Annotated in this window: 13 protein-coding genes and 1 pseudogene; 11 read left to right on the top strand and 3 right to left on the bottom strand. The window is 74.5% G+C overall.

What is annotated here, in order from left to right; genetic code table 11:
• Positions 1-34: 34 nt before the first annotated feature.
• The 9 genes from OG764_RS13580 to OG764_RS13540 all read left to right on the top strand — a co-directional run bounded on the left by OG764_RS13580 (position 35) and on the right by OG764_RS13540 (position 11,227).
• A complete protein-coding gene (locus tag OG764_RS13580) occupies positions 35-1,513 on the top strand; it encodes an FAD-binding oxidoreductase (RefSeq protein WP_328968679.1) in 1,479 nt (492 codons plus the stop codon).
• Positions 1,510-2,835: a cytochrome P450 gene (locus tag OG764_RS13575; RefSeq protein WP_328968678.1), complete on the top strand. Its 1,326-nt coding sequence runs from the start codon at positions 1,510-1,512 to the stop codon at positions 2,833-2,835. Before OG764_RS13580 ends, OG764_RS13575 begins: the two co-directional genes overlap by 4 nt.
• Before the next feature lie 275 nt (positions 2,836-3,110).
• On the top strand, positions 3,111-4,454 hold the full coding sequence (locus OG764_RS13570) for a hypothetical protein (RefSeq protein ID WP_328968677.1): 1,344 nt from the start codon (positions 3,111-3,113) through the stop codon (positions 4,452-4,454).
• 10 nt (positions 4,455-4,464) lie between these two features.
• Complete coding sequence (locus OG764_RS13565) at positions 4,465-6,381, top strand: peroxidase family protein (protein ID WP_328968676.1); 1,917 nt, start codon at positions 4,465-4,467, stop codon at positions 6,379-6,381.
• Positions 6,378-6,659, top strand: a complete 282-nt coding sequence (locus OG764_RS13560) for a hypothetical protein (RefSeq protein WP_328968675.1) — start codon at positions 6,378-6,380, stop codon at positions 6,657-6,659. Before OG764_RS13565 ends, OG764_RS13560 begins: the two co-directional genes overlap by 4 nt.
• Before the next feature lie 389 nt (positions 6,660-7,048).
• Positions 7,049-7,243, top strand: a complete 195-nt coding sequence (locus tag OG764_RS13555; RefSeq protein ID WP_328968674.1) for a hypothetical protein — start codon at positions 7,049-7,051, stop codon at positions 7,241-7,243.
• A 23-nt stretch (positions 7,244-7,266) separates the two neighbouring features.
• Positions 7,267-8,172, top strand: a complete 906-nt coding sequence (mshB, locus tag OG764_RS13550) for an N-acetyl-1-D-myo-inositol-2-amino-2-deoxy-alpha-D-glucopyranoside deacetylase (RefSeq protein WP_328968673.1) — start codon at positions 7,267-7,269, stop codon at positions 8,170-8,172.
• Complete coding sequence (locus OG764_RS13545; RefSeq protein ID WP_328968672.1) at positions 8,169-8,780, top strand: DUF6113 family protein; 612 nt, start codon at positions 8,169-8,171, stop codon at positions 8,778-8,780. Before mshB ends, OG764_RS13545 begins: the two co-directional genes overlap by 4 nt.
• A 197-nt stretch (positions 8,781-8,977) precedes the next feature.
• Positions 8,978-11,227 carry a hypothetical protein gene (locus OG764_RS13540; RefSeq protein WP_443055923.1) on the top strand — a complete coding sequence of 750 codons (2,250 nt, stop codon included), beginning with the start codon at positions 8,978-8,980 and terminating at the stop codon, positions 11,225-11,227.
• A 604-nt stretch (positions 11,228-11,831) separates the two neighbouring features.
• On the opposite strand, the gene OG764_RS13535 is transcribed toward OG764_RS13540, so the two are convergent.
• Complete coding sequence (locus OG764_RS13535; protein ID WP_328968670.1) at positions 11,832-12,647, bottom strand: transglutaminase-like domain-containing protein; 816 nt, start codon at positions 12,645-12,647, stop codon at positions 11,832-11,834.
• On the bottom strand, positions 12,644-13,636 hold the full coding sequence (locus tag OG764_RS13530; protein WP_328968669.1) for a GNAT family N-acetyltransferase: 993 nt from the start codon (positions 13,634-13,636) through the stop codon (positions 12,644-12,646). The genes OG764_RS13535 and OG764_RS13530 overlap by 4 nt, the downstream gene beginning before the upstream one ends.
• Positions 13,637-13,753: 117 nt before the next feature.
• Here OG764_RS13530 and fdxA point away from each other — a divergent pair, with 117 nt between their 5' ends.
• Positions 13,754-14,083, top strand: coding sequence for a ferredoxin (gene fdxA / locus OG764_RS13525; RefSeq protein ID WP_226735074.1), 330 nt, complete (start codon positions 13,754-13,756; stop codon positions 14,081-14,083).
• A 104-nt stretch (positions 14,084-14,187) separates the two neighbouring features.
• Positions 14,188-15,282 carry a succinyldiaminopimelate transaminase gene (gene dapC / locus OG764_RS13520; protein ID WP_328968668.1) on the top strand — a complete coding sequence of 365 codons (1,095 nt, stop codon included), beginning with the start codon at positions 14,188-14,190 and terminating at the stop codon, positions 15,280-15,282.
• Between the two features lie 269 nt (positions 15,283-15,551).
• On the opposite strand, the pseudogene OG764_RS13515 reads toward dapC, so the two are convergent.
• Positions 15,552-15,962, bottom strand: a pseudogene (locus tag OG764_RS13515) (ATP-binding protein); the annotation flags it as partial.
• Positions 15,963-15,980 lie beyond the last annotated feature (18 nt).

Below are 15,980 nucleotides of genomic sequence, written 5' to 3'. Positions count from 1 at the left end.
ACCCGGAACCCGTCCCACCCCCCGGAAGGCCGGCATGTCCACCGACACCCCCCTCCTCGCCCGCCTGCGCGCCGTACTCCCCGAACCCGGCGACCTGCTCACCGACCCCGAGCAGCTGGCCGCCCACACACGCGACTCGGCGCCCTTCTCCGAGCCCGGCACCCCCGTCGCCGTGGCCCTCCCGCGCACCGCCGACCAGGTCGCGGCCGTGCTGAGCGCGACGTACGAGCTCGGGGTGCCGGTGGTGCCGCAGGGCGCCCGTACCGGCCTCGCCGGCGCGGCCAACGCCGTCGACGGCTGCGTCGTCCTCAGCACCACCCGCATGAACCGCATCGGGCAGATCGACACCGCCAACCGCCTCGTGCGCTGCGAACCCGGCGTCACCACCAAGGAACTCGCCGACGCCGTCGCCGCACACGGCCTGTGCTACCCGCCCGACCCCGCCTCCTGGGAACGCTGCACCATCGGCGGGAACATCGCCACCGGCGCCGGCGGCATCTGCTGCGTCAAGTACGGCGTCACCGCCGACTACGTGCTCGGCCTCGACCTCGTCCTCCCCGACGGCCGCCGCCTGCACACCGGCCGCGACACCGCCAAGGGCGTCGCCGGATACGACCTCACCCACCTGATCGTCGGCTCCGAGGGCACCCTCGCCGTCGTCGTCGGCGCCACCCTCGCCCTGCGCCCCGCCCGCCCCGAGGCCCTCTCGCTGCTCGCGCAGTTCCCCACCCTGACCGCCGCCGGGGACGCCGTCGCGGCCGTCATCGCGGCCGGGCACGTGCCCTCCGCGCTGGAACTCCTGGACCGGGCCACCTCCGAGGCCGTCGCCGCGTACGGCGGCTCCCTCCTCAAGCCCGGCAGCGCCGCCACCCTCATCGTCGAGAGCGACACCGCCGACGCGGCCCGCGACCTCGCCGCGATGGGCCGGCTGTGCACCCGCGCCGGCGCCCTCGACGTGGTCGCCGCGACCACCCCCGAGGAGGCCCGGCAGGTCATCGAGGCCCGCCGCCTGGTCAGCCCCGCGCTCGGCGCGTTCGCCGCGACCCTCGGCGGCAAGCCGACCGCGTTCATCGAGGACGTCGCCGTCCCCCGCTCCGAACTGTCCAAGTTCGTCGGCACCATCGAGGAGATCGCGGCCCGCCACCGGCTGCGGATCTTCACCCTCGGACACGCCGGCGACGGAAACCTGCACCCCACCGTCGTCTTCGACGAGTCCGACCCGGAGGAGTTCCGCCGGGCACAGATCGCCTACGACGACATCATGGCCGCCGGCCTCGCACTCGGCGGCACCACCACCGGCGAGCACGGCATCGGCACCCTCAAGCGGGACTGGCTCGCCCGCGAACTCGACCCCGTCAGCCTGGAGCTCCAGCGCGGCCTCAAGCGCCTCTTCGACCCGAAGAACCTCCTCAACCCCGGCAAGGTCCTCGACCTGTCCGGGCCCGCCGGCCCTGCCCTGCTCCCGGCCCCCGCCGCGGCAGCCGCGGGCACCACCGGGGCGGTGCGCCCGTGACCGAGGTGACCTCCCCGATCCGCCCCGTCTCGTACGCCCGACCCGCCCGGGCCGGCCGCGCCGAGACGCTGCGCTTCGCACTGACCCACACCCTGCCCGCCTTCGTCCGCGGGATCGCCGCCCCGCGGCCCCGGATGGTCGCCGCGTTCGGCACCCTCGGCCAGTCCGGCTGGTCCGCCGCCACCCTGCGGGCCCTGCGCGCCCGGCACGGCGGGGCGCCCGTGAAGATCCGGGCCCTGTCCGGGGACATGCTGGTCCTCCTCGACCGGTCGGACATCGCCCAGTTCTTCGCCGAACCCGTCGAACGCCTCGCCATGGACGCGGTCGACAAGGTGCGGATGCTGGAGGTCCTGGAACCCACCGGGGTGATCTGCTCGCACGGCGCGCTGCGCGAGGCCCGCCGCGAGGTCAACGACCATGCGCTGGCCCCCGACCGGGCCGTACACCCCTCGTGCGCCGAGTTCCTCACCGTGATCGCCGAGGAATGCGCCGCGGCGACCGCCTCCGCCGTCCTGGAACACGACGCGCTCAAGAGGATCCTGCAACGGATCGGCCGGCGGATCGTCCTCGGCGACCGGGCCGCCGCCGACGAGGACCTGCACCGCGGGCTGCTGCGGCTGCGCGAGGAAGCCAACTGGCTCGGCATGCGCAAGAGCCGCAACCCCGCCAACGAGCGGCTGTACGGGCAGCTCGCCGGCCGGCTGGTCAAGTACGCCGCCGAGGCCCCCGCGCACACCCTGGTCGCCCGCGCCCAGTCCGTGCCGGAGGGCCCGGAGTTCCCGGAACTGGACCCGGTCGGGCAGGCCCACCACTGGCTGCTCGCGGTCGACGCGCTCACCCCCGTCATCGCCCGGACCCTGACGCTGCTCGCCGCGCACCCGGCCGAACAGGACGCCGCGCGCGGCGACGACACCCGGATGCGTGCCTGCCTCCAGGAGTCGCTGCGGCTGTACCCCCTCGTGCCGGACCTGGTACGGGTCACCCGCGCGGAGACCGTCTGGCGCGGGGTGTCGTACCCCGCCGGCACGCACGTCCTCGTGCCCATCGGATTCCACCAGCGGGACCCGCAGACGGTGCCGGCGGCCGAACTCTTCGTGCCGGGGCGGTGGCTGGACCGGGAGGCGGACGGTGACACGCGGATGGCGCCGTTCAGTCATGGCGGGGGGAGGTGTCCCGGGGACCGGTTGGGGTTGCTGCTGGGGTCGGCGATCTGCCGCGAGCTGTTGCGCGGCCGCCGCGTCTCGACCCCCCACCCCCTCAACCCCTGCCGCCCCCTCCCCGGCACCCTCCCTCCCTCCCCCCTCCACCTCCACCCCCACTGACCACCCCCCCAACGCCCGCACCGCAACCCCCAGCCCCGCCGGCGCCTTGACGTGCAAATTCCGGGCTTGTCGGTGCCGTGGGGCATATCCAGCCTCGCCGGCGTTTGAGGCGCGGGTTTTGGGGCGGAGCCCCAAGGCAACCCGGCCGGCGCCGGGTACCGGGCTCCGCCCGGACCCGCTCCTCAAACGCCGGCGAGGCCGGGAATTGCCGCTCAGGCAGCCGGTGGGGTGCCCGCCACGAAACGATCCGACCCGTCCCAGGAGGACCGACCCCTATGACCGAAGCCGTCGCCGACGTGCGTGAGCCGGACGTGGCCGCACTGCACGCGCTGTGCAGGGAGCTGGCCGAGGCCGCCGAGGCCGTCGGCGAGGCGGCCCGGTTCGCCACCGGCCTCGCGCTGCGCGGCCCCGTCCCCGGACCCGCCCGCCGCAGCCTGCTGCGCACGCTCACCGACAAGGCCGGCCTCGGCTGGGCCCCGCGCGGTCGCGGCGTGCTCGCCCGTACCGCCTGGCTCGCCGGGGTGTTCACCAGCCGGGAGAGCCTCGCCGTCAGCCTCGCCGTCACCGGCCTGCGGGCCAGGGTCCGGGCCGCCGCCGTCCAGCACCCCGAGCTGCTCGGCGATCCGGACACCGCCCGCGTGGTCAACGCCGTCGCGGAGGACCGGCAGCGCGACGCGGTCCGCGCGTTCCGGACCATCATCGGAAGTCAGGGCTCCGAGCGCGCCTTCGCGCTGCTCGCCCCCTCCTTCGCCGACCTCATGGCGTGGAACGCGCTCACCGACGAGAACCCGTTCAACGACGCGGCCGGCTGGGAGATCGCCACCGGCCGCACCCTGACCACCGCCGAGCCCCTCCTCGGCGTCGGCGTCCGGGTCTGGGCCCTCCTCGACCGCGGCCCCGGCCGCGCCGAGCCGGTGTCCGCCGACCCCGCCCTCGTCGAGCGCCTCGACCAGTCCGGCACCATCGCCGGGTACGTCCGCAACATCGACGCGATCGGCACCGGCGGCATCCTGCTCGTCCAGCGGGTCACCGGACCCGACGACACCGTCCGGTACGTGGTCCAGCTCGCCGGAATGGCCGCCGGCGGCCTCAGGAACGAAAGCCCGCAGGACCTCCTCGGCGCGATCCACGCGGTGGCCCGCTCCTCCACCCCGTACTCCCGCGCGGTGTCCCAGGCCGTCCGCGCGGTCGTGCCCTCGGGCGCCGAGGTCGCCCTGATCGGCCACAGCCTCGGCGGCATCACCGCCATGAACCTCGCGGCGGACCGCGACTTCTGCGCCCTGTACCGGGTCACCCGGGTGGTCGCGATCGGCTCGCCCGTCGACGGCAAGCGGCCCGCGGACCCCGCCACCCGGGTCTGCTCGCTCGTGAACGAACACGACGTGGTGCCGAGCCTGGAGGGCCGCTCCTCGGTCTCTCCGTACGCCCTGCCCGACCAGTTCACCGAGTTCACCTGGACCGACGACACCCACAACTTCCCGTTGTGCCACGCCGCCGAGCGGTACGCGCACAACCTCCAGTTCGACGTGCCCGAGGCCGGTGCCCACGTGGACGCGGAACTCGCCCCGTTCCGCGGCCGCGTCACCGCCCACCGGTTCTTCCAGCTCCACGACCGCTAGGACTCACCCGATGACCGAAACCGCCGCAGACACCTCCGGAGCGCAGGAGGTCAAGGCCACCGTCGTCCCCGCACAGACCGCGCCCGCGCCCGCCGCCCGGCCCGCCCCCGCCGCGCCCCCGTACGCACCGCCCGGTCTGCTCGAACGCCTCGGCTCGGCCGCCTTCGAGCGCGTCAACCGCACCCGCGACTGGCACGAACTGCCAGGCCCCCTCGGCCTGCTCAACCTCCGGGTGCTCCGCGACGACCTGCGCCGCAAGAACCTGCACGACACGTTCGGCGCCGGTGGCGAACGCCCCCGCCGGGCCCCCGCAGCCCTCCTGCCGTACCGCTCCTACGACGGCTCCGGCTACGACCCGTACGACGACGACATGGGCCGCGTCGGCACCCGCCTCGACCGCAACGCCCCGCTCCACCTCGCCTTCCCCGGCTCCGAGGACGAGCTGATGACGCCGAGCCCGCGGGAGATCAGCCGGCAGCTGCTGGCCCGCCGCGGCTTCGTCCCCGCGCCCACCCTCAACCTGCTGGCCGCCGCGTGGATCCAGTTCGAGAACCACGGCTGGGCCAACCACGGCGACAACGAGGAAGCGGAACCCTTCACCGTCCCCCTCGCCGCCGACGACGACTGGGCCGAGCTGGGCGGCAGCTGCCCGATGCGCATCAACCGGACCCGCCCCGACCCGGTCGCCCACACCGGCGCGGACACCCCGCCCACGTACGAGAACACCGTCACCCACTGGTGGGACGGCTCCCAGATCTACGGCTCCGACGAGGCCCGCTGCCGCGCGCTGCGCACCGGCGAGAACGGCCGCCTCACCGTCCTGGACGGCCGGCTGCCCACCGACCCGCGGCCGGGCAAGGAGTGCCTGGACTGGACCGGCATGAACAGCGACTACTGGACCGGGCTGTCCCTGCTCCACACGCTGTTCGCCAAGGAACACAACGCGATCTGCGACCACCTGCGCTCGCACTACCCCACCTGGGACGACGAGCGGCTCTTCCACACCGCGCGGCTCGTCAACACCGCCCTCATGGCGAAGATCCACACCGTAGAGTGGACTCCCGGCATCCTCGACACGCCCGTGCTCCACAAGGCGATGAACGCGAACTGGTACGGGGTGCTGCCCCGCTGGGTCACCCGCAAGTACGGCCGGATCGGCGCGGGCGAGATGCTCAGCGGCATCCTCGGCTCGCCGACCGACCACCACGCCGCGCCGTTCTCCATGACCGAGGAGTTCGTCTCCGCGTACCGCCTGCACCCCCTGATCCCCGACGAGCTCGCCGTCCGCGACCACAAGGCCGGCGCGCTGCGCGCCACCATCGGCTTCGACGAGATGCAGGGCGCCACCACCCGCACCGCCGTCGACACCTACGGCACCAGCGACCTCCTCTACTCCTTCGGCGTCGCCCACCCCGGCGCGCTGGTCCTGCACAACCACCCCGACGGCCTGCGCAACCTGGCCCGCCTCACCGGCGAGCACATCGACCTCGGCACCGTCGACATCCTGCGCGACCGCGAACGCGGCATCCCGCGGTACAACGCGTACCGCCGCATGCTCCGCAAGCGCCCCGTCACCTCCTTCGAGGAACTCACCGGAGGCCACCCCTCCGACACCCCGCTCCTCAAGGATCTCTATGAGGGCCGTCTGGACCGGGTAGACACCCTCGTCGGAAATCTCGCCGAACCGCGCCCCGCCGGATTCGGGTTCAGCGACTCGCTCTTCCGGATCTTCATCCTGATGGCCAGCCGCCGCCTCAAGAGCGACCGGTTCTTCACCACCGACTACCGTCCCGAGGTCTACACGGCTGAGGGCCTGCGCTGGGTGGACCGCAACACGATGGTGTCCGTGCTGCTGCGCCACCACCCCGAACTGGCCGGCGCCCTCGACGGAGTGACCAACGCCTTCGCCCCCTGGAGGACCCTGTGACCTCGGAGAACTCCCCGGCCGACCCGCCCGGCGGGCAGTCCGCGAGCCGCGTCCCGGGCCCCCGCACCGGCGGTCCCGCCGACGGGCTGCACACCCACGCGGCCGCCCTGCACGAGCGCGCCCGGCGGTTGCGCGACAGCGCGGCGGCACTCGACTGGCAGGGTCCGGAGGCCGAGGCCTTCCGGGAGCGGGTGGCCGGTCTCGCGGACCGGTGCGCCCGCGCCGCCCAGGACCTGACCCGCTCGGCTGCGCTGCTCGGCCGTACGGACAAGAACTGACAAAAGTGCGTCAACTGCGTTAACACGCAGGCAACTTCGCTGTCGCAGTACCGATATGTGGACGCGTCAGTCTGGTGAGCGTACGGCCGTGCGGGTGCCGTGGGCCGGTCGGTCGGGGGAGACTCCGGCCGGCCGGCCGCTTTCGCGTGCCCCCGCTGACCTGGGGTTATGTCCTCGGGGAAGGGGCGGAGACGTCCCGGGGGCGCCACCCCGAGGTCCGCGCGCCCTGGGGCGCATGTGCCGTGCGCCCCCTCGATGCTCCAGTGCGACCGAAGGATACGTCCGCACGGATAGTTATGATCCGTAGCGCACGGCACGTGTGGGTATGACTCCGCCACGTGCTCAGAACGCTGTCCGGGTAATGCCAACAGATGTGGAGGTGAACCGCCGTGGCACTCTCGATTTCGGCGGTGGTGCTGCTGCTGGTCATCGTCTTCCTGCTGGTCAAGAAGTCAGGACTCAAGCCGGGGCACGCCGTGGTCTGCGTGCTGCTCGGGTTCTACCTCTCCAGCTCCTCGATGGCACCCACGATGAGGGAACTCACGAACAGCGTGGCAGGGATGCTGGGGGACATCGACTTGTAGGGGCGGCCTCGTAGGGTGTCCCCATGAACGGTCTTCCCGCCCGTCGTCTGCTCCTGGTGCACGCGCACCCGGACGACGAGTCCATCAACAATGGCGTCACCATGGCCAAGTACGCGGCCGAGGGTGCCCATGTCGCGCTGGTGACCTGCACGCTGGGCGAGGAGGGCGAGGTCATCCCGCCCGGGCTCGCCCACCTGACGGCCGACCGCGACGACACCCTCGGCAGCCACCGCGTCGGTGAACTCGCGGCGGCCATGGCCGAACTCGGTGTCTCCGACCACCTGTTCCTCGGCGGCCCCGGCCGCTTCCGGGACTCCGGGATGATGGGCGTGCCGCAGAACCACCGCGCCGACGCCTTCTGGGAGGCCGACGTGGACGAGGCGGCCGCCCACCTCGTCGAGGTGATCCGCCGGCTCCGCCCGCAGGTCCTCGTCGCGTACGACCCGAACGGCGGGTACGGGCACCCCGACCACATCCAGGCGCACCGCGTCGCGATGCGGGCCGCCGAACTCGCCGCGGAACCGGCGTACCGGCGCGACCTCGGCGACCCGCACGAGATCGCCAAGATCTACTGGAACCGGGTGCCGCGCTCGGTGGTCGAGGCCGGCTTCGCGCGGCTGCGGGCCAAGGGCGAGGAGTCGCCCTTCGCGGGCATCGCCGAGGTGGACGACGTGCCCGGCGTGGTGCCCGACGAGCGGATCACCGCCGAGATCGGCTGCGAGCCGGAGGCGGCCGCGTACCGGGCGGCCAAGGCCGCCGCGATGCGCGCGCACGCCACGCAGATCGCCGTCGACGGCCCCTTCTTCGCCCTCTCCAACGACCTGGCGCAGCCGCTGCTCGCGCAGGAGTACTACGAGCTGGTGCACGGGCGCCCCGGGGTGCCCGCCGGGCAGCGCGAGCGCGACCTCTTCGCCGGGACCGGCGCGTGAGCGGCCCCGGGAAGCAGCGGCCGGGCAAGGGCGGCTCCGGCAACCCGGCCAACCGGAACAAAAGCGGTAATCAGGGCAACTCGGGTGGCTCCGGCCGGAATGCGCCCGGCGCGGGCTCCGGAGCGGGCGCGGGCGCGGGGAAGCAGTCGGGGGGCGCGACGCGCGCCCACGCCGCGGGCGGGCACACCGCGTCCGCGCGCTCCGCCGGCCCCGGGCCGGGCGGCCTGATGACCGGCCGGCCCACCGCCGCCGGAACCGCCCTCTTCCTGCTCCTGCTCCTGGTCGGCGCCCTCACCGGCATCGCCGGGGGACTGGTCGTCGGCGCCTGGCCGCCGTTCGGTGCGGCGCTCTGCCTGCTGGCCACCGCCTGCTGCTTCCTCGGCGGCCGGATCGCGATGCGCGGCAGCCTCGGGGTCGCCGCCACCGCCCTGGGCTGGTTCGCCGTACTGATGGTCTTCGTCTCGCCGCGGCCCGAGGGCGACAACCTCTACGCGGCCACGACCGGCACGTACGTGTACATGTTGGGCGGGATCGTGGCGGCTGTGATGTGTGCCACCCTGCAGGGCCCCGCCGGGCGTCCGGTTCCAGCCGCCAGGCCCGGCGGATGACGTACCCTTCGGGCCGATGCCGGGTCGCCGCCAGGGGGTTGTGAACCCGCCGTGCGCCGTGTTCACCGCGTGCGCACAGGAACCTTGCTTCCCCCGGCGGTCAGTTGCGTCCCGGCGGCGGCCAGTATGGTGGACGGCGCCGCCGAGCTGCCCGCGCACGGTATGACGGGCGGCGGAGCCAACCGGGAGAACCTGCCTTGAGTCGTGAAACTGACAGTTCGTCCTCCGGGCCCCAGGGGCGCGGTGGAGCCGCCTACCCCTCGGGTACGCCGCCGTACGGATCCCGCCAGTACCCGTCGACGGACACGGCGGTGGACGCTCCGGAGGAGCAAGACATGACGAAGACCTCACCGTCCTCCCCGGAGTCGGACGAGCCGAGGACGGAGACCACGCTGACGACGCGCATCCGGATCAACATTCCGGGTTCGCGGCCGATCCCGCCGGTCGTCGTGCGCAAGCCGGTGGCTGCCGGCGAGGACAAGGAACCGGACCGCCCGTCCGAGGCGTCCAAGCCCGCGGAGCCGTCCGCGGCTTCCGCGCCGGCCGACGGGCCGAAAGCGGACCAGCAGAGCGACTGGTTCGCTCCGCGCAAGGGGGCGGCCCTGCCCGCGACCCCTGCCCGCCCCGCCCTCGGGCCGGGCAGTGGCAGAGGCGCCGCAGCCGCCCCGGCCAGCAGTGGGGGGACTGACATGAACAACGGATCTGGGCCGCACGGCGGCCCCGCACAGGGCCAGCGTCCCGGGGCGGCCCTGCCGCCGCGCACGGGACTGCCGACCCGCCCGGTCGGCGGCGGCGGTGCGCCCGGCGCCCGGCCCGGCCTCGGTGCCGGCGCCGCCGCGACCGCCGGCGGCCCCGGCATGGGGGCGGGCGGCCCGATGGGCGGTGGCGCTCCGATGGGCGGCGGCCCGATGGGTGGTGGCCCGATGGGCGGCGGCCCGATGGGTGGTGCTCCCATGGCCGGCGGTGCGCCGATGGGCGCGCCCGGTCGCCCCGGCGGCCCGCAGGGCGCCCCCGGCGGGCGTCCCGGCCCCGGCATGGCCCCCCGCAACGCGAACGGCAACGGCTACGGCCCCGGCCCCGGCCAGGGCCCCGGTCCCGGCCAGCCCCCGCAGGGCGGCTACCGCTCCGGCCCGCCCGCTCCGGGCGCCCCCGGTGCTCCCGGCGGGATGCGCACGGGCCTGCCGTACGCCCCCGAGCAGCACGGCGGCCCGGCCGGACCCACCACCGGACCGGCGCTCGGCACCATGCCGGTCGGCGCGCCGCCCCGGCACCACGACGACACCACCGCGCTGCGCCAGTGGCCCGGCCCCGAGCTGGCCCAGGACGCGCCCACCAGCGCCATGCCGACGGTCCAGCCCGGCGGACCCGGCCAGCACGGACCCGGCCACCCCGGCCAGCCGTTCCCCGGCGGCCCGGCGGCGCCCATGGCCGCGATGCCGCTGCTCGACGAGGAGCCGCCGGCGCCGCCGCAGCGCCCCGCGCCCGAACCCAAGAAGGGCGGCGTCCGCAAGGGCTCCCGCCTGGTCCTCGTGTGCACCGGAGCGGCCGCGCTGCTCGGTGTCGCGTACGGCGCCGGCCTGCTGCTCAACCACTCCGACGTGCCCAAGGGCACCACCGTGCTCGGCGTGGACATCGGCGGCACCCGGGACGAGGCCCTCAGCACCCTCGACCAGGCGTTCGGCAAGCGTGCCGCGGCCCCGCTGCAGCTCAGCGTCGCCGGCAAGAAGGTCGAGCTGAAGCCCGAGAAGGCCGGCCTGCGGCTCGACACCCAGGCCACCGTCCGCGGCGCCGCGGGCAGCGACTACAACCCGGTCTCCGTCATCGGCTCGCTGTTCGGCGACGCGCGGACCGCCGAGGCGCAGATCCCCGTGGACGAGGAGAAGCTGCGCGCCGCGCTGCAGACCCTCGCCGGCGGGGCGGGCACCGCGGTCGAGGGCACCATCAAGTTCGAGCCGAACAAGGTCACCCCCGTCCCCGGCAAGGCCGGTCAGGGCCTCGACGTCGAGCGCGCGGTCGCCGCCGTGGAGAGCGCCTACCGGGCTCAGATCGAGACGGGCTCGGCCAAGGCGGTGGAGCTGCCGGTCACCACCAAGGAGCCGGTCATCGACCAGGCCGAGCTGGACCGGGCGATGGAGGAGTTCGCGAAGCCCGCGATGTCCGCCAACGTCAAGATCGTGGCGGGCGGCAAGGGCATCCTCTTCGGCCCGGCCCGCTCCCTGCCGAAGATCCTCGGCATGAAGGCCGTCGACGGCAAGCTCGTCGAGACGTACGACCTCGAGGCGCTGAAGGAGCTGTACGGCAACACCTTCGCCGGCGTCCTGATCATGCGCAGCACCGGCGAGAAGACCCCGGTCACCCCGCAGGACGTCGCGGGCGCCCTCGGCAAGGTGCTCCGCGGCAAGACCGAAGCGGAGCGCACCGGCGTCATCGAGACCAACCCGAGCTGACCCTCGGCCCAGCCGGCCGACCCCGCGCCCATTCGCCTAGCCGGCGCATGAGGCGCGGGGTCCCACCCCAGCCCCGCCGGCGCCCGGGCCGCAAGTCCCGGCCTCGCCGGCGCCCGGGCGGCGCACCCCGCCCGGCCGGCAACCTCCAGCCTCGCCGGTGCCCTGGGGCGCACCCCCCAGCCCTTGTCGGCGCTGCGTGCGGCAACCCCCAGCCCTTGTCGGTGCTGCGTGCGGCAACCCCCAGCCTTGCCGACGCTGCGGGCGCGAAATTCAGCCTCGCCGGCGTTTGAGGCGCGGGGTTTGGGGCGGAGCCCCAAGACAACCCGGCTGACGCCGGGCACCGGGCCCTGCCCGGACCCGCTCCTCAAGCGCCGGAGGGGCTGGAGGGTGCGACGGGTTTGCCGGGCTCCGCCCGGGCCCGCTCCTCAAGCGCCGGAGGGGCTGGAGGGTGCGCGGGGTCGCCGGGCACCGGGCCCTGCCCGGACCCGCTCCTCAAGCGCCGGAGGGGCTGAAGGTGCGACGGGTTTGCCGGGCTCCGCCCGGGCCCGCTCCTCAAGCGCCGGAGGGGCTGGAGGGTGCGCGGGGTCGCGGGCTCCGGCGGGGCCTAGTTCAGCATGGCGCGGGCGGCAGCGGCCTGGTGGCGGATGCCGGCCGCGGCCGGCGGGTCGATCGCGTTCATCACCTCGGCGTACGACTCCAGTTCGGCCGCGCCCCGCAGGAACTCGCCCCGCTGCACCAGCAGCTGGGCCCGCTCGTAGCGCAGCCGGGCCGGGTGCGAGGGGATCAGCAGGGCCAGCTCCAGGGCCCACAGCTGGACCGCCGACTGCTCGGGGCGCGACGCCGCCCAGGAGCGGATGTTGTTCAGGATCCGGTGCACGATCTCCAGCGGCCGGGCCGGACCCAGCAGCGACGGGTCGGGCGGTGCCCCCGTAGCGCTCACCACCAGCAGCTCCGCGTCCTCGGGCGACAGCGGGCGGCCGCCCGCGAACGGGTCCGCGAGCACCCGCTCCGCCGGCTCCCCGAACCCGACGACGAAGTGCCCCGGCAGGGCCACCCCGTACACCGGCGCGCCGGCCCGCCGGGCCACCTCGATCCACACCACCGACAGCAGGATCGGCAGCCCGCGCCGCCGCCGCAGCACCTCGTGCAGCAGCGAGGACTCCAGCCGCTGGTAGTCCGCGGGCGCGCCGTGGAACCCGCAGCGCTCGCCCAGCAGCTCCGCCACCGCCGAGGCCCACGCCGCCGGGCTGTGCAGCCCATACGGGAGCATCCCGGCCAGCCGGTCCAGTTCGATCTGCGCCTCGTCGACGGCGTGTTCGCCGAGCGCCGGATCGGCCTCCGCCGCCAGCAGCAGGCACAGCAGCGCCAGGTCCGGCCGCTCCGACCGGACCTCCTCCGCGAAGCGGTCCCGGAAGCTCACGACGCCCGGAAGTGGTGGTACGTGTGGTGCGTGGCGAAGCCGAGTCCGTCGTACAGGCCGCGCGCCCCCGCGTTGTCCGCCTCCACCTGGAGCCAGGCCGCCGACGCGCCCTCCGCCAGCGCCTGCCGGGCCAGCGCCGCCATCACGGCCGTCGCCAGGCCCTGCCGGCGGGACTCCGGGGCCACCTCGACCGCCGTGAAACCGGCCCAGCGGCCGTCCACCACGCAGCGCCCGATGGCCACCGCACCGCCCGCTCCCTCGACGCGCGCGAACCACACCGAGGGCCCGCCGGACAGCACCCGTACGACCTCCGGACCGGGTGTGCCGAACCGCTGGTAGCGGGCCAGCCACGCCTCGTCGCAGGTGCGCGAGAGTCCGACCCGTGAGACGTCGGCGGCCACGTCGGCGATCGGGGCCAGGGCCGCGGTCCGCGTCTCGGCCGACACCTCGCGGACCCAGCCGCGGGCCTCCAGCTCCGCGCACAGCAGCTCCTGCGCGCCCTCGGCCCCGGTACCGGCCTGCACGTACGCCGGAAGGTCCCGTTCCGCGTACCAGGCCTTCACTCGCGCGAGTGCTTCCTCCAGCGGCATCCCCGGGTCGCCCAGCGGCAGCGCCGAGTTGGCGCGGCGGGTGAAGCCGCCGGACGCGCGCAGCGTCCACTCGCCCAGCGGCTCGCTCTCGACCGGCGGCCAGGCCCGCGCACAGGTCCGCGTGAGCTCTGCGAACCCGGCCGCCGGGCCCCGGCGCCGGGCCGGAGCCGCGGGCACGACCTTGCCCGCGACCAGCGAAGATTCCGGGATGCGGACGGACTCGCCGTCCTTCCGTGTGATCAGCAGCACACCCTTGTCCCAGGATGTGAGAACACCGACCGTGTCAGTGAACGTCCTCGACCCGTCCTGGACAGGGCCGAGACGTCGCACAGAGACACGTTTTCCCACGTCATCCCGGGTGATACGTACTTCCAGACGCCCACCGGCAATGATTTCCACGGCTCTCTACGCCCCTCCTGTTCGGATCGTGCCCGGGAACGGAGATACTAGGTGCGGGCATCGACGACGCCGCGCTCCCGCGCGATATGGAAAGCCCTACCGAGGAGGAACGAGAGCGTGACCTACGTCATCGCGCAGCCTTGTGTCGACGTCAAGGACAAGGCGTGCATCGAGGAGTGCCCCGTCGACTGTATCTACGAGGGCCAGCGGTCCTTGTACATCCACCCGGACGAGTGCGTCGACTGTGGAGCCTGTGAGCCGGTGTGCCCGGTCGAGGCGATCTTCTACGAAGACGACACTCCGGAGGAGTGGAAGGACTACTACAAGGCGAACGTCGAGTTCTTCGACGAGCTCGGTTCGCCCGGTGGTGCCTCCAAGCTCGGCCTGATCGAGCGCGACCACCCCTTCATCGCGGCGCTTCCGGCGGACATCAACCCGGAGCACTGATTCTCCCGCCCCGGTCCCGTACGGCCCCGAGCCGTACCGGGCCGGGGTGTTTTGCATCCGCCGCACGCGCGTCAGCAGCCCGTACGAGAAAGTGAGCACCGACCGTGGCCGCAGTATCGTCCCGCCTTCCCGTCTTCCCCTGGGACAAGCTGGAGCCCTACAAGGCAACGGCCGCCGCGCACGCGGACGGCCTGGTCGACCTCTCCGTGGGCACGCCCGTCGACCCGGTGCCCGAGCTGATCCGGCAGGCGCTCGTGGCGGCCGCCGACTCCCCGGGCTACCCGACGGTGTGGGGCACCGCCGCGCTGCGCGACGCGATCGCCGGCTGGGCCGGCCGCCGCCTCGGCGCCGCCTCGGTCGGACACGCGAACATCCTGCCGGTGGTCGGCTCCAAGGAGCTGGTGGCCTGGCTGCCGACCCAGCTGGGCCTGGGCGCCGGCGACAAGGTCGCCTACCCGCGCCTGGCCTACCCGACGTACGAGGTCGGCGCGCGGCTGTGCGGCGCGGAGCCGGTGGTCTACGACGACCCGACCGAGCTGGACCCGGCGGGCGTCAAGCTGCTGTGGCTGAACTCGCCCTCGAACCCCACCGGCCGGGTCCTCCCCAAGGAAGACCTCGTCCGCATCGTGGCCTGGGCCCGCGAGCACGGCATCCTGATCTTCAGCGACGAGTGCTACCTGGAGCTCGGCTGGGAGGCCGAACCCGTCTCGGTGCTGCACCCCGACGTCTGCGGCGGCTCGTACGAGGGCCTGGTGGCCGTCCACTCCCTCTCCAAGCGCTCCAACCTGGCCGGCTACCGCGCCGCGTTCGTGCTCGGCGACTCCGCGGTGCTCGGCGAGCTGCTGCAGATCCGCAAGCACGGCGGCATGATGACCCCGGCCCCCGTACAGGCCGCCACGGCCGTGGCCCTCGGCGACGACGCGCACGTCGAGGTGCAGCGCGCCCGCTACGCGGCGCGCCGGGACGCACTGCGGGCCGCGCTGGAGGCGCACGGCTTCCGGATCGAGCACAGCGAGGCCAGCCTCTACCTGTGGGCGACCCGCGACGAGCCCTGCTGGGACACCGTCGCCCACCTCGCCGGACTCGGCATCCTGGTGGCGCCCGGCGACTTCTACGGCGAGGCCGGCGCCCGGTTCGTCCGCGTCGCCTTCACCGCGACCGACGAGCGCGTCGCGGCGGCGGTCAAGCGCCTCGGCTGAGCCCGGACGGGTCCGGCCGACCCGTCTCGGCCGGACACGCGCGTGGGGCCCGGGAGTTCGCACTCCCGGGCCCCACGGCGTTCACGTCCCGGCACGTCGGCCCACGGGCGCCCCGCAGACCGGCCCGCGGGTCAGCCGGCGGGTCAGCCCAGCGGGCCGGCGGCCGGCAGCGGGAGCTGGGACACGGGCAGCTGCGCCGGCAGCGTGGTCGCGGACGGCACCTCGCTCACGGGCAGCTGCGCGGGCAGGGTCGTCGCGGCCGGAACCCTGCCCGCCGACGGCAGCGCCCCTGTCACGGAGTCCGTCGGCAGACCGGTGCCGGCCGCGGTGCCCGCGGTGTCGCCGACCAGCGTGCTCGCGCTGTCCGTGAGGCCGCCCGCCGCGTCCGTGGCGGCCGGGGTGCCCTTGCGGGCCGCGTTGCCGCCCGCCTTGCCGACGGCGGGCACGGCCGAGGTGACGGCCGCGCCGCCCATCTGCCCGGTCGTCGTGGTGGTCTGCTGGGCAGCGGTGTCGACCGCCTGGCCGAGGCTCGCGCTGTCCACGGCGGTCAGCGAACCCAGCTGCGGTGCGGACTGGAGGTCCGCGGCGCTCGCCGAGCCGGCCGCACCGACCACGGGAGCTGCACCGGCTGCGAGCAGCAGCGCGGCGCGGGCGATCCGGCGGGTCAGGGGGAGGGACATGGTGCTCCTAAGCGTCGG

This window comes from Streptomyces sp. NBC_00239, from assembly GCF_036194065.1.
In the GTDB taxonomy this organism is placed as follows: domain Bacteria; phylum Actinomycetota; class Actinomycetes; order Streptomycetales; family Streptomycetaceae; genus Streptomyces.
This window is presented reverse-complemented; position numbering and strand designations above follow the sequence as displayed.